This window comes from Streptomyces melanosporofaciens, assembly GCF_900105695.1.
GTDB lineage: Bacteria > Actinomycetota > Actinomycetes > Streptomycetales > Streptomycetaceae > Streptomyces > Streptomyces antimycoticus.
Map to the genome: position 1 here is coordinate 4,020,633 of NZ_FNST01000002.1, position 12,984 is coordinate 4,033,616.

Genomic DNA, 12,984 nt, shown 5'->3' on the forward strand with positions numbered 1-12,984 from the left:
CGGGCGCCGAAGACTGGAGGCAAACCCATGCTGATCGCTCAGCGTCCCTCGTTGACCGAAGAGGTCGTCGACGAGTTCCGCTCCCGGTTCGTGATCGAGCCGCTGGAGCCGGGCTTCGGCTACACCCTCGGAAACTCCCTGCGTCGTACGCTCCTCTCCTCGATCCCCGGTGCGGCCGTCACCAGCATCCGGATCGACGGGGTCCTGCACGAGTTCACCACCGTGCCGGGCGTCAAGGAGGACGTCACCGACCTGATCCTCAACATCAAGCAGCTCGTCGTCTCCTCGGAGCACGACGAGCCGGTCGTGATGTACCTGCGCAAGCAGGGCCCGGGTCTGGTCACCGCCGCCGACATCGCCCCGCCGGCCGGTGTCGAGGTGCACAACCCCGACCTGGTCCTGGCCACGCTGAACGGCAAGGGCAAGCTGGAGATGGAGCTCACGGTCGAGCGTGGCCGCGGTTACGTCTCCGCCGTGCAGAACAAGCAGGTCGGCCAGGAGATCGGCCGGATCCCGGTCGACTCGATCTACTCGCCGGTGCTCAAGGTCACCTACAAGGTCGAGGCGACCCGTGTCGAGCAGCGCACCGACTTCGACAAGCTGATCGTCGACGTCGAGACCAAGCAGGCCATGCGGCCGCGTGACGCCATGGCGTCGGCCGGTAAGACCCTGGTCGAGCTGTTCGGCCTGGCCCGCGAGCTGAACGTGGACGCCGAGGGCATCGACATGGGCCCGTCCCCCACGGACGCCGCCCTGGCCGCCGATCTGGCGCTGCCGATCGAGGAGCTCGAGCTCACCGTCCGCTCGTACAACTGCCTCAAGCGCGAGGGCATCCACTCCGTGGGTGAGCTCGTGGCGCGGTCCGAGGCGGACCTGCTCGACATCCGGAACTTCGGCGCCAAGTCGATCGACGAGGTCAAGGCGAAGCTGGCCGGTATGGGCCTGGCGCTCAAGGACAGCCCGCCCGGATTCGACCCGACCGCCGCGGCGGACGCCTTCGGGGCGGACGACGACGCGGATGCCGGTTTCGTGGAGACCGAGCAGTACTGATCGCTGCCCCGCCGCTGGGGCTGAGGCGCTGTCCTCAATCGCCGGACGGGCTTGATCGTGCTGAGCTCGATCGAGTCCGTACGGCGGGCGACGAAAATTTCCGGCGGGCGGCCGCTCGCCGGTAACTGACACTGGTACCTGATACGGCCGGTGCAGACACCTAGGAGATACACCCATGCCGAAGCCCACCAAGGGCGCCCGTCTGGGCGGCAGCGCTGCGCACGAGCGGCTCCTGCTGGCGAACCTCGCCACCGCGCTGTTCGAGCACGGCCGGATCACCACCACCGAGGCGAAGGCCCGCCGCCTGCGCCCGGTCGCGGAGAAGCTGGTCACCAAGGCGAAGAAGGGCGACCTTCACAACCGCCGTCTGGTGCTGCAGACCATCCGCGACAAGAGCGTCGTGCACACCCTCTTCACCGAGATCGGCCCGCGCTACGAGAACCGGCCGGGTGGCTACACCCGTATCACCAAGATCGGTAACCGTCGTGGCGACAACGCCCCGATGGCGGTCATCGAGCTGGTCGAGGCGCTGACCGTGCAGCAGGAGGCGGTCGGCGAGGCCGAGGCCGCCACCAAGCGCACCGCCAAGGACGCTGCCGGTGACACGGCCGCCGCGAACCTCAAGAAGGACGAGGCCACCGAGGCCCCGGCCGCCGAGGCCGAGGCGACTGAGGCTCCCGCCGCGGACGCGGCTGATGAGGCTGTGAAGGACGCCTGAGGCGTCGCTACGGCTTTCGTTGTCACGGACGGGCCCGCCCCCAGAATCTGGGAGCGGGCCCGTTCCGCATGGAGAGGAACGACCCAGTGAGTGACGAGGCGGCCCCCGGTTTCGTACGGGTCCGGCTGGATCTGAGTTACGACGGCAAGGACTTCTCGGGCTGGGCCAAGCAGCGCGAGCGGCGCACCGTGCAGGGCGAGCTGGAGAGCGCGCTGCGGACGGTGACGCGCTCCTCGGAGACCTTTGAGCTGACCGTCGCGGGCCGCACCGACGCGGGGGTCCATGCCCGTGGCCAGGTGGCGCATGTGGATCTGCCCGAGGCGCTGTGGGCCGAGCACCGGGACAGGCTGCTGCGGCGGCTCGCCGGCCGGCTGCCCCATGACGTACGGGTCCGGAAGGTCGAGCAGGCGCCGCCCGGGTTCAACGCCCGCTTCTCCGCGATCTGGCGGCGCTACGCCTACCGGGTCACCGACCATCCCGGCGGGGTCGATCCGCTGCTGCGCGGCCATGTGCTGTGGCATGACTGGCCGCTGGACGTGGCCGCCATGAACGCGGCCTCCGAACGGCTCCTGGGCGAGCACGACTTCGCCGCGTACTGCAAGAAGCGCGACGGCGCCACCACCATCCGCACCCTCCAGCGGCTGGATTGGGTGCGCGGGGCGGACGGGGTCATCACGGCGACGGTGCGGGCGGACGCCTTCTGCCACAACATGGTGCGTTCGCTGGTGGGCGCCCTGCTCTTCGTCGGCGACGGCCACCGTCCCGCGGACTGGCCCGCCAAGGTGCTCTCCGCGGGGGTGCGCGACTCCGCCGTCCATGTCGTCCGTCCCCACGGCCTGACCCTGGAAGAGGTCGGCTATCCGGCCGATGACCAACTCGCCGCCCGTAACCGGGAGTCCCGCAACAAGCGCTCCCTGCCGGGCGCGACGGCGATCGGGTCCGGCTGCTGCTGAAATCGGCGGGTGTGGGCGGCCGATCATTGGGTACTCGCCACGCGTTTCGTGTGCCGACGACTGGGCGAGTGGGTCAAGGCGGCGGGGCTATCGGCATGATGCGACTTCCGGGGCCTCCGGAAGATCGATAAAATTTGCCAACCGACAACGGTCGCCGACCGCGAAGGGATCCGCGTGAGTACCAGCGAGGCCGCTGTACGAGAGCGCCTGACCAGGGCTCTTCAGGAACGCGACGAGGAAATCGCCGATCGCTGGGTCGAGCTGCAGATGGAGCAGGCCCTGCTCGACACCGACATCGGCGAGGCCGAACTGCGCGAGGAGGCCGACTCCTTGATCGAGGCGCTGGTTCCGGGCCTGCAGAGCGGTGTGCCGGTGGACCGGGTGGTGACCTCCACCCCGGGGCTGCACGAGGCCGTGGTGGGGCTGTCCATGCGCCGGGCGCGGGCGGGGGCCACGCCGACGGCGACCTCGCTCGCGGTGCTCGCGCTCAAGGAGGCGCTGCTCAAGGCGGTGCAGCGGGACACCCGGGACGCCGAGGAGCTGTTCGCCTCGGCCGTCTTCATGAACCGGCTGCTGGATGTGGCCGGGGCGCTGTCCTTCGAGACGTATGTCGAGGGCCGGGAGGAGATCATCCGCCGGCAGAGCCAGCAGTTGATGGAGCAGTCGACACCGGTGGTGCGGCTGTGGCGGCAGGTCCTGGCGGTGCCGCTGATCGGCACGCTGGACACCGCCCGGACCCAGGTGGTGATGGAGAATCTGCTCCAGGCCATCCAGGACCATGAGGCGCTGGTCGCGATCATCGACATCACGGGTGTGCCGACGGTGGACACCGCCGTGGCCCAGCATCTGATGCAGACCGTGAACGCGGTGCGGCTCATGGGCGCGGACTGCGTGATCAGCGGGGTCCGCCCCTCGATCGCCCAGACCATCGCCCAGCTCGGCATCGATCTGTCCACCATCCTCACGCGGGCGACGCTGGCCGACGCGCTGGCCGCCGCGATCAAGATGATCGACGGGCCCGGTCCCGACGGTGACGAAGGAGATGGTCGGTGAACGGTCATGGCTCGCCCGGGGTTCCGATTCTGCGACTGGGAGATGTCCTGGTCACGGGGCTGCTCAATGAGCTCGACGATCGGACCGCCATCGCCTTCACCGAGGAGCTCACCGAGCGGATCTCGGCCGAGGGCGCCCGTGGGGTGCTCATCGACATCTCCCGGCTGGAGGTCATCGATTCCTTCGTGGCCCGGACGCTGATGGAGCTGACCACGGTGGCCCGGCTGCTGGGGGCCCGGGTGATCGTGGCCGGGATGCGACCGCCGGTGGCGATCACCCTGGTCGAGCTGGGGATCGAACTGGTCGGTGTGGAGACCGCACTCAATCCGGAGCAGGGGTTGGCCGCGCTGGGGTGGCGTCAGGCCCAGCAGCCCCTGGAAGGGGCCCGACGTGGCACTGCCCGGTGAATCCACCCTCGCCTCCCACGGGCCCAAGCGGCCCGTGCGGGCGGAGAGCCGGCGCCCGCCCGCGCCGGCCACCTATCCGGTGCGCACGGAGGAGGACCTGCTGACGGTCCGCCATGCGGTGCGCGCGGCCACCGTCGAGGTGGGCTTCGGCCTGGTGGACCAGACCCGTGTGGTCACGGCCGCCAGCGAGCTCGCCCGTAACGCCTATGTCCACGGGGGCGGCGGCACCGTCACCCTCGACTATCCGCGCGAGCCCTCCGGACGGCGGGGGCTGCGGCTGACCGTCAAGGACGAGGGGCCGGGCATCGCGGACCTCGACGCGGCGCTCACCGACGGCTTCACCACCGGCTCGGGCCTGGGCCACGGGCTGGGCGGCGCCCGGCGGCTGATGGACGAGTTCACGGTGCGCACCGGGCCGGGCGAGGGCACCGTCGTGGTCGTCATCCGCTGGGCGGCCCGGTGACCCGTACCTTCACGGTGCCCACCGCCCAGGTGCGCGTCGACCACCACAGCGCCGTGCATCTGGCCGCCGAGACGGCGCGTGCGGTGGCCCGGGAGTGCGAGCTCCCGGGGGCGCTGCCCGATCAGGCGGCGGTGATCGCCTCGGAGCTGGCCACCAACCTGGACAAGCACGCCAGCGACGGCACGCTCTACGTCCAGCCGCTGCCGCTGGGCCACGGGGTGGAGATCATCGCCGCCGACCGCGGCCCCGGTATGCACGACCCCGAGCGCTGTCTGGCCGATGGCTACACCACCTCCGGCACGCTCGGGGTCGGGCTCGGCGCCGTCAAGAGGATGGCGACCCACTTCACCATGCGCAGCGCCGATGGCACCGGCGCGGGCACCTGGGCCTGCGCCCGCCTGACCGCGCCGGGCGAGCAGCGGCCGGAGTGGCAGGGGGTGGGCGCGATCTGCCTGCCCGCCGAGGGGGAGGAGGGCTGTGGCGACGCCCGCGGGATCGTCGACACGGACGCCGCCCGTACCGCGGTCGTCCTCGACGGCCTTGGCCACGGCCGCGCGGCCGAGGAGGCGGCCCAGGCGGCGCTGCGGACCTTCCACACCGACCCCGACCGGCCGCTGCCGGAGGTGCTGACCCGGATGAACCGGGCCCTGCGGCACACCCGCGGGGCCGCGGTGGGGCTGCTGCGGCTGCACGCCGACCGCGCCGACTACTGCGGCATCGGCAACATCCGCGCCCTCGCCCTGACCCCGGGCGGGATCGCGCACCGGCTGACCGGACAGCCCGGGATCGTCGGCTGGGGCATGCCCACCCCGCGCGTCCACGGCTTCCCGCTGTCCCAGGGCGCCACGGCGGTGCTGCACAGCGACGGTATAGACGCCCGCTGGGCGCTGGACCCGCCCCCGTCCGTGCTCCGTCTTCCGCCGTCCCTGCTGTCCGCCGCACTCGCCCATGGCCATCGCCGCGTCCGCGACGACGCCACGGTGCTCGCGGCCAGGTCACCCTTAAGGCTTCCATGACGACGAGTAACCTCACCTGCGCCACGACGGCCGGGCTCAGCCGGGCCGTTCGGGCGCTGGCCCGGGAGCACGCCCTGGACCCGGAGGTCCGGGGGCGCCTTGTGCTGTCCGCCGCCGAGGCCGCCGGGGCGGCGCTGCGCGCCGGGCGTCAGGCCGTCCTGGAGTGGGCGTACGACCCGGACGCCGGGCTGCTCACGGTGGTGCTGCGGACGCCGGGCGATACGGACCCGGCGGCGGAGCTGCCGATGGCCCCGGAGGCGGTGACCGAGGACGAGGTGGTCTGGCGCCTCCCGGCGGGCCCGCCGATGGAGGCCGCCGAGGAGGCGCCCGGCGAGGAGGCCCTGGCCGCGGAGGAGTTGCGCGCCGTGCTGGCCGCCGCCGACGCGCTCACCGCCGAGCACCGCCGCCTCAAGGTCGAACTCGAGGAGACCAACAGCGGGGTGCTCGCGCTCTACGTCCAGCTCGACGAGCGGGACAAGCAGTTGCGCACCGCGCACGGCCAGACCCTGCGGGAGCTGGAGGACGCGCTGCGCCCGCCGCTCATCAAGGCCGACGGTCTCGAACTCGCCGTGCACTACGAGCCGGCCGGCACCGACGCGCCGACCGGCGGGGATCTGTACGACTGGTTCGTGCTGCCCGACGGCACCGTCCACATCACCATCGTGGACGCGCTGGGCCATGGGGTGACCAGTACCCGCAGCGCGCTCAACGTCACCCACGCGGTGCGCACTCTGGCCCTGGAGGGCCACCGCCTCCAGTCGATCGTGGCCCGCACCGACGAGATCCTGCACCCCTTCGACCGGGCCGTGATGGCCACCGTGCTGCTCGCCCGGATCGATCCGGTCACCGGTGAGCTGTGGCTGGCCAACGGGAGCCATCCGCCGGCGCTGCTGCTGCGCCGCGACGGCACGGCCCGGTATCTGGAGGCCCGGGGGCGCGGGATCGGCTTTCCGCTGCCCGGGAGCGAGACCCCGCTGACCGAGCGGCTGGCCCCCGGGGACCTCCTCCTGCTCTACACCGACGGGCTCACCGAGAGCCGCCGGGACCCGATCGAGGGCGAGAGGCGCCTGATCGAGGCCGCGCACAAGCATCTGCAGAGCCCGATCGAGGAGGTCCCCGGCGCCATCGCGGAGGATATGCACACGGTGATCCTGCATCCGGATGACACCCTCGCGCTGGCGGTGCGGCTCACCGGTCAGTGATCGGCGGCCGGGCCGAGGCGCTGCCGCGGGATGCGGCCCTGCTGAAGATCCCGCTGACGGGGGACCGGGGGCGGGAGCGGGCGCTCGTCGTGCGGCTGTGCGCGCACGAGTTGCTCGAACAGGGGCCGCGCCGCGACCAGCGCCTCCCGCATCCGCTCGGTGGCGGTATCGGCGGTCTGGGCGGCCTCGCTGTCGTGCACCTGTGCCGCCATGGCGTGCAGTCGGCGGTAGCCCTCGATCTCCCCGGGGTGACGGATGGACAGCGCGTCCATCCGCTTGTCGTCGGACTCGGCCGGATAGCCGCGGTCGACGGCCAAGGCGCCCAGCAGCCGGTCGGCTTCGCGCAGCGCCCACCCGGGAGAGTCCACGAATCGCTCCTGCAGGCCCGCCCACCGCGCCGCGTACTGCTCCCTGGCTTCCGAGGGCAGGCTTCGGACCGGCAGTTCGCCCTTGCGGCCCTGCCGGACCGAGGGGGCGATCACAAGGCCGGCCATGGCGGCCAGGGCCGCCACCAGGATGATGAGCGTGACTGTTGACATCGCTGTGCCTTCCGCAGAGTTTTCCTCGCTCGAGGCTGGTATCACCGAGTGTTACCGGTGATCTCCGCGGCAAACACCGCACCGATGACTCACGTCTCTCAATTGTCTGTGATGGGGCAGATGATGGTGAGGTCGCCGGTGCGGGTGAGGTGGGGTCGGACACCGTGGGTGACCGGGAAGAGGTCCGTTTTGTCGCGGTCCACAATGTCGCCGACGATACGGCCGATCGGGATCGCGGTCTCGGATCCGGCGGACTTATGAAGCGTCAGGGTCCAGGCCGCGGCGCCCTCGTCGTCCGTACGGGCCCGCTGGATCCGCTCGTACGGGACGGTGAAGCGGAACCGGCCGCCGTCCAGCGCCGTGACGCCGGTGAGGAACGGGCGGGCCGGGCCGCGGGACGGGGTGGCCACCGCGGTCGGGGCGGCGCCGGGCCCGAAGCGCGCCCCGTACAGGGCGCCTTCGACGGCGAGCCCCTCGGCGTCCATGCGGATCACCCGGGCCTCGGCATGGACCGGGCGCCGCCAGGCGCGCAGCGCGAGATAGCCGTCGACCGTGGCGTAGGGGATCCACCAGGCGACGGGCGAGCCGGGCAGCGGCTCCAGGTCCAACAGCCCGCGCCCCTCGGCGAAGCGGCAGCCGACCCGGCGGCGGACGCCGTCGGAGCGGCGGACCACATGCAGATCCCAGCGGCCCTCGGCGAGATCGAGCGTCGCGCGGTCGAGCGTGGCCGTCCAGGGCGCGGACGGCGCGATGCCCGCCGGGGGCAGCAGCGGAACGCGGAGGGGAGGCTCGTCGCTCTTCCGGCGGGTGATGGTCAGTTCGAGTTCGCCGCCGCGCACCTCGGCGGGCTCCACCAGCACCGACAGATTGCCCTCGGCGGTGACCCGGCAGGACGCGACGGGCCGCAGCGGCCTGCGGACGAGCTGCTTGACCGCGCCCTTGAGGGTGACGGTCAGCGGCGTCCCGGCCGCCCGGGCCCGCAGGGGCGTGACACTACGGCGCCGGTGGGCCGGGGCCCCGCCGCGGGCGGTGTGGAGTTCCTCGATGAGCCGCTCGTAGGCGGCCGCCACGCGCTCGGGGGCGTACCGCCGCGCCGAGATACGGGCCGCCTCGCCCATCGAGCGGCGCAGTTCGCCGTCCTCGATCAGGGTCAGCAGCCCCTTGGCGATCCCGTCGGCGTCGCCGGGCGGCACCAGCAGCCCGTCCCGGCCGTCGGTGATGATCTCGCCCGGCCCGTGCGGGCAGTCGGTGGCGACCACGGGCACCCCGCAGTGCATCGCCTCGACGATCGTCATGCCGAAGGACTCCTCGCGGGAGGTGACGGCGGCGATCGCGCCCTTGGCCCACTCGGTCTCGATGGGGGAGTGGGCGCCCATCAGGGTGATCTGGCCGGCCAGCCCGAGCCCGTCGATCTGGCGGCGCAGCGCGGGGAGTTGGGGGCCGCGGCCGTAGATGCGCAACCGCCAGTCGGGGTGTTTGGCGGCGACCTTCTCCCAGGCGGCCACCAGCAGGTCGTAGCGCTTGACCGGGATCAGCCGGCCCGCGGCCACGACCAGTTTGGCGCGGCCGTCGGAGGGCTCGATCCCGGTGGCGGGCACTCCGTTGGGCAGGGCGGTCAGCCGGGTGGTGATACCGGGGAGACGGTCCCGGTGGGTGGCCGCGTCGGCCTCGGAGACCGAGGTGAACGCGTCGAGATGGGGTATGGCGGCGTCGCAGGCGGCGCGGATCTCGGCGCGGTGGGTGCCGTAGAGGCGGTGCTCCTGGCCGATCCGCAGAAAGCGGCCGGTGCGGCCGAGCGCGGCGAGGTAGATCACCAGGCCGGGGCGGGTGGCGATGACGACGTCGGCGTCGGTGCGGTCGAGGTAGGCGGCGACGCGTTCATCGGTGAGGGCGTTGAAGTTGGTGGTGCCTCTGGCCTCGGCGTCCGGGATGTGGGTGCTGGGCCGCGACAGCAGCGGATGGCCGAGGTCGCGCGCCCGGGCTCCGTCCTCCTGGGGGCGCAGGTCGATCAGGGGTCTGAGCCGTACGGCGGGGTGGAGGGGGAGGTTCGGGGCGTCGATGGTGCGGATCAGGGAGACGATCTCCACGGTGTGGTGAGCGGCGAGCGCCCCGGCCACATTGAAGGTCGACCGGATGGTGCCACCGATGCCATAGGCGTTGTGGAGCAGGAAAGAAATCTTCACGGTGATGTACGCCCGGCGCAGCCGATCCGCCGCGGCGTGCCCTCCCCTCCGAGGCCGTGCTGGGTGCTGGTTCCGAACCGGGCCGCATTGGGCCGATTTGGGGTCGGGGTGATGCCGGTATGGAGCCAGAAAGGACCGATCGGTCCGTAAGACTGGTCTGGGCCCTGAAGGTTGCTTATGCGCATGGTGATATGGGATCCACCACATTCGGGAAAGGGAGTACAACCCTCCCGGTGTTCTGGGAGTCTGCGGGGTGTCCGTGCGGTGGCCGTACGGGCCCGATATCGACCAGGGGTGGACAGAGAAATGAACGAGTCCGGTGCGAAGCGGACCATAGGCGCGGCCATCGCGGCGGTGGCGGCGCTGGGGCTGATGACCGGATGCGGCAGCGACTCCGGCGACGGCAAGTCCGACGGCGCCAAGCAGGACGACAAGCCCGCGAGCACCGCCCCGGCCGCGAAGGCGCTGTCCGCGTCCGCCCTGGAGCGGGCCACCCTGGCGAGCGGTGAGCTCAAGGGGTTCGAAATCCAGAAGATGACCGACAAGGAGATCAGCGAGGGCGGGTCGGCCAAGTCGGGGAAGGCCGAGTGCCAGCCGCTGGCCGCGCTGATGGGGTCCCAGTACGACCCGGCGCCCAAGGCCAGCGTCCACCGCTCCTACGCCACCGACCTCTCCAAGGCGAAGATCGGCGGCATCGGCCTGATCCGGGTCTCCTCCTACGGACCGGGCGACGCCGAGCAGACGATCAAGGACCTGCGCGAGGCGGCGACCGCCTGCCAGGGCGGGTTCGCGGCGAAGGACGGCTCCGGGGAGAAGTCGGACGTCAAGAAGGTGGAGCAGCTCGAAGCGCCGAAGGCGGGGGACGAGGCGCTGGCCTTCAGCCTGCATGACGCGAGCGAGAACAAGGCCGTCATCAAGTTCACGGTGGTGCGGTCCGGTCCGCAGCTCATGGTGTTCTTCGGGACGAACATCTCGGACCCCACGAAGTCCGAGGTCCCGGCCGCGCTGGTGGACGCCCAGGTGGCGAAGGTGGAGAAGGCCGCGCGGGGCGCCGCGTCGTAGCCGATCCCCGATCCCCCCGGCGGGCGCCGCCCGGCGGGGGACCGGCGGGACCGGCGTCTCAGCCGGCGGTGGTGGCTCAGTTGGCGGTCGTCGCGGCCGCCTCCGCCGATGCCTGGGCGCTGCCGCGGGCCAGGATGCGGCGGAAGGTGTAGTCGGCCACATCGCGCCCGGCCTGGAGGGCCGCGGTGTCCGACGCCGTGACCGCCTTGCCCGACGTATAGCCGGAGATCGTGAAGTAGGCGTACCGCCCGATCGCGTTCGCCGAACTCTGGCAGGCGGTCCGGCGGCAGAAGGCCGGCACGCCTCCGCCCGTCAGCGAGGCGATATTGGGCTTGTACTGGTCCTTGGCCTTCTCGGCCGCCGCCTTGCCGTCGAAGACCGCGACGCCGACCGTCACCGCGACGCCGTCCCGGGAGAAGGTGGCCCGCAGCAGCTTGCGGCAGCCGTTGTTCGTCAGGACCGAGCCGAGCGCCCCCTGGGTGGCGGCGGCGCAGCTCGTCGTGGAGGCGGACGCCGCCTTGGTGTACGAGCGGTCGTCCTTCGCGGCGCGCTTCTCCGGGAAGAGGGTGGCCGCGGACAGCGGCGCCTTGTCCCGCCGGGCGCTGGAGATGATGTCCAGCGGCTTCGGCGGCGCGGGCGGGGCGACATCGGAGAAGGTGGGCTCGGACGTCGCCGACTCGCTGGGGAGGTCCTGGGGGGTGGGCAGCCCGCCGGCCGAGTCCCCGCCGCTCTTGTCCTTGTGGCCGCTGCTGACCACGGCGGTGGCGACGATCGCGGCGACGGCGGCGGTGGCCAGCACCCCGCCGCCGATGAAGAGCAGCCTGCGGCGCCGGCCCGCGCGGGCGGACTGGTCGGCGAGCGCCGCCCAGTCCGGTGTCGACGGCTGAGGCGGCTGAGATCCCCCGGGCCCGTAAGGCCCCCCTTGCCCAAAGCTCATGGCGCGCATCTTAGACCGGCCGGGTGACGCCGGGGAGCCGTCGGCGGGGCGCGGGCCCGGCCGGTGGCCCGGCCCGGTGCGGGCGGCCGGCGGGTGCCCGGTGGGGCGGGGGTGTTTTGACCCGCGGTGGGGCGGGCCGGTATTCTGCCAGTTCGTTATGCGTATTGGCTTGCTCGTTCTCACGTGAGAGGCCGTTACGCCGGTCCACCGGGCCGATGACCAGCGGCAGGCACTCGGATGCGTCACCGAGGTGCGGCCAAGGCTGTCGTGATCGTCCGGGTGGCCTTGTCCGGACCCGTCCCCTCGGTCCTAGCGGATCCGGGGAGACCCCACTCACTGAAGAAGCGAAGGCTACGACCGTGCGTACGTTCAGCCCCAAGCCCGGCGACGTCCAGCGTCAGTGGCACGTCATCGACGCCACCGACGTTGTTCTCGGCCGTCTGGCCACTCAGGCCGCCACCCTCTTGCGGGGCAAGCACAAGCCGGTGTACGCGCCGCATGTCGACACTGGTGACTTCGTCATCATCATCAACGCCGACAAGGTGCACCTCTCCGGTAACAAGCGGACCCAGAAGATGGCGTACCGCCACTCCGGCTACCCGGGTGGTCTGCGCTCCATCCGCTACGACGAGCTGCTGGAGAAGAACCCGGAGAAGGCCGTCGAGAAGGCCATCAAGGGCATGCTCCCCAAGAACACCCTGGGCCGTCAGATGCTCTCGAAGCTGAAGGTGTACTCGGGTGACCAGCACCCGCACACCGCTCAGCAGCCGGTCCCGTTCGAGATCACCCAGGTCGCGCAGTAGTCCCGGCCACCCCTGACGACGAAAAGAATCTGAGGAGCATCGTGGCCGAGACCACCGCCGAGACCCCCCTCGATGTCGAGGAGTACACCACCGAGAGCGTTGAGACGGTCGAGTCGGAGTACACCTCCGAGTCGCTCGCTTCCCGCTTCGGTGACCCGCAGCCGGCCGCCGGCACCGGGCGTCGCAAGAACGCCGTGGCGCGCGTCCGCATCGTGCCGGGCAGCGGGCAGTGGAAGATCAACGGTCGTACTCTCGAGGAGTACTTCCCCAACAAGGTTCACCAGCAGGAAGTCAACGAGCCCTTCAAGGTGCTCGAGCTGGACGACCGCTACGACGTGATCGCCCGCATCGCGGGCGGCGGCGTGTCCGGCCAGGCCGGTGCGCTCCGTCTGGGCATCGCCCGCGCGCTGAACGAGGCGGACGTGGACAACAACCGCGCCCCCCTCAAGAAGGCCGGCTTCCTGACCCGTGACGACCGCGCCACCGAGCGTAAGAAGGCCGGTCTGAAGAAGGCCCGCAAGGCGCCTCAGTACAGCAAGCGCTGACGCCCATCGCGGCACCGCTGCTTCACCCGAACGCCCCGGCGGCACCACCTGTG

Annotated in this window: 14 protein-coding genes; 11 read left to right on the top strand and 3 right to left on the bottom strand. The window is 71.6% G+C overall.

The features are described 5' to 3' along the window. The first annotated feature begins 27 nt into the window (after positions 1-27). The 8 genes from BLV72_RS20055 to BLV72_RS20090 all read left to right on the top strand — a co-directional run bounded on the left by BLV72_RS20055 (position 28) and on the right by BLV72_RS20090 (position 6,862). Positions 28-1,050 (top strand): DNA-directed RNA polymerase subunit alpha, encoded by a 1,023-nt coding sequence (locus BLV72_RS20055; RefSeq protein WP_009715858.1) that lies wholly within the window; start codon positions 28-30, stop codon positions 1,048-1,050. Between the two features lie 175 nt (positions 1,051-1,225). Then, a complete protein-coding gene (rplQ, locus tag BLV72_RS20060) occupies positions 1,226-1,768 on the top strand; it encodes a 50S ribosomal protein L17 (protein WP_093463862.1) in 543 nt (180 codons plus the stop codon). An 86-nt stretch (positions 1,769-1,854) separates the two neighbouring features. Then, on the top strand, positions 1,855-2,721 hold the full coding sequence (gene truA / locus BLV72_RS20065; protein ID WP_093463863.1) for a tRNA pseudouridine(38-40) synthase TruA: 867 nt from the start codon (positions 1,855-1,857) through the stop codon (positions 2,719-2,721). Positions 2,722-2,895: 174 nt separating this feature from the next. Then, the gene (locus BLV72_RS20070) at positions 2,896-3,774 is read left to right on the top strand and encodes an STAS domain-containing protein (protein ID WP_093463865.1); all 879 of its coding nucleotides are present in this window, start codon (positions 2,896-2,898) and stop codon (positions 3,772-3,774) included. Then, positions 3,771-4,181, top strand: a complete 411-nt coding sequence (locus BLV72_RS20075; RefSeq protein ID WP_093463866.1) for an STAS domain-containing protein — start codon at positions 3,771-3,773, stop codon at positions 4,179-4,181. Before BLV72_RS20070 ends, BLV72_RS20075 begins: the two co-directional genes overlap by 4 nt. 34 nt (positions 4,182-4,215) lie before the next feature. Continuing rightward, positions 4,216-4,644, top strand: a complete 429-nt coding sequence (locus BLV72_RS20080) for an anti-sigma regulatory factor (protein WP_167746603.1) — start codon at positions 4,216-4,218, stop codon at positions 4,642-4,644. Next, the gene (locus BLV72_RS20085) at positions 4,641-5,660 is read left to right on the top strand and encodes a SpoIIE family protein phosphatase (protein ID WP_093463868.1); all 1,020 of its coding nucleotides are present in this window, start codon (positions 4,641-4,643) and stop codon (positions 5,658-5,660) included. Before BLV72_RS20080 ends, BLV72_RS20085 begins: the two co-directional genes overlap by 4 nt. Continuing rightward, positions 5,657-6,862, top strand: coding sequence for a PP2C family protein-serine/threonine phosphatase (locus BLV72_RS20090; protein ID WP_093463869.1), 1,206 nt, complete (start codon positions 5,657-5,659; stop codon positions 6,860-6,862). The genes BLV72_RS20085 and BLV72_RS20090 overlap by 4 nt, the downstream gene beginning before the upstream one ends. Here the strand turns inward: BLV72_RS20090 and BLV72_RS20095 are convergent. Together BLV72_RS20095 and BLV72_RS20100 are read right to left on the bottom strand one after the other, a co-directional pair. Beyond that, positions 6,856-7,401: a hypothetical protein gene (locus BLV72_RS20095; protein ID WP_093463871.1), complete on the bottom strand. Its 546-nt coding sequence runs from the start codon at positions 7,399-7,401 to the stop codon at positions 6,856-6,858. The two genes, BLV72_RS20090 and BLV72_RS20095, sit on opposite strands and share 7 nt — an antisense overlap. Before the next feature lie 98 nt (positions 7,402-7,499). Further along, positions 7,500-9,584, bottom strand: coding sequence for a glycosyltransferase family 4 protein (locus tag BLV72_RS20100; RefSeq protein WP_093463872.1), 2,085 nt, complete (start codon positions 9,582-9,584; stop codon positions 7,500-7,502). A gap of 306 nt (positions 9,585-9,890) precedes the next feature. Here BLV72_RS20100 and BLV72_RS20105 point away from each other — a divergent pair, with 306 nt between their 5' ends. Continuing rightward, on the top strand, positions 9,891-10,646 hold the full coding sequence (locus BLV72_RS20105) for a hypothetical protein (RefSeq protein ID WP_093463874.1): 756 nt from the start codon (positions 9,891-9,893) through the stop codon (positions 10,644-10,646). A gap of 76 nt (positions 10,647-10,722) precedes the next feature. Here BLV72_RS20105 and BLV72_RS20110 read toward each other — a convergent pair whose 3' ends face one another. Beyond that, positions 10,723-11,583 carry a hypothetical protein gene (locus BLV72_RS20110; RefSeq protein ID WP_093463875.1) on the bottom strand — a complete coding sequence of 287 codons (861 nt, stop codon included), beginning with the start codon at positions 11,581-11,583 and terminating at the stop codon, positions 10,723-10,725. A gap of 359 nt (positions 11,584-11,942) precedes the next feature. Here BLV72_RS20110 and rplM point away from each other — a divergent pair, with 359 nt between their 5' ends. Together rplM and rpsI are read left to right on the top strand one after the other, a co-directional pair. Continuing rightward, the gene (gene rplM / locus BLV72_RS20115) at positions 11,943-12,386 is read left to right on the top strand and encodes a 50S ribosomal protein L13 (RefSeq protein ID WP_059148951.1); all 444 of its coding nucleotides are present in this window, start codon (positions 11,943-11,945) and stop codon (positions 12,384-12,386) included. Positions 12,387-12,427: 41 nt separating this feature from the next. Next, on the top strand, positions 12,428-12,931 hold the full coding sequence (rpsI, locus tag BLV72_RS20120; protein ID WP_059148950.1) for a 30S ribosomal protein S9: 504 nt from the start codon (positions 12,428-12,430) through the stop codon (positions 12,929-12,931). Positions 12,932-12,984: the final 53 nt, after the last annotated feature.

What these genes read in the sequence shown, in the direction of transcription:
- BLV72_RS20055 (WP_009715858.1), top strand. Translation starts at nt 28, where the DNA reads ATGCTGATCGCTCAGCGTCCCTCGTTGACCGAAGAGGTCGTCGACGAG.
- rplQ (WP_093463862.1), top strand. Translation starts at nt 1,226, where the DNA reads ATGCCGAAGCCCACCAAGGGCGCCCGTCTGGGCGGCAGCGCTGCGCAC.
- BLV72_RS20090 (WP_093463869.1), top strand. Translation starts at nt 5,657, where the DNA reads ATGACGACGAGTAACCTCACCTGCGCCACGACGGCCGGGCTCAGCCGG.
- BLV72_RS20095 (WP_093463871.1), bottom strand. Translation starts at nt 7,401, where the DNA reads ATGTCAACAGTCACGCTCATCATCCTGGTGGCGGCCCTGGCCGCCATG.
- BLV72_RS20105 (WP_093463874.1), top strand. Translation starts at nt 9,891, where the DNA reads ATGAACGAGTCCGGTGCGAAGCGGACCATAGGCGCGGCCATCGCGGCG.
- BLV72_RS20110 (WP_093463875.1), bottom strand. Translation starts at nt 11,583, where the DNA reads ATGAGCTTTGGGCAAGGGGGGCCTTACGGGCCCGGGGGATCTCAGCCG.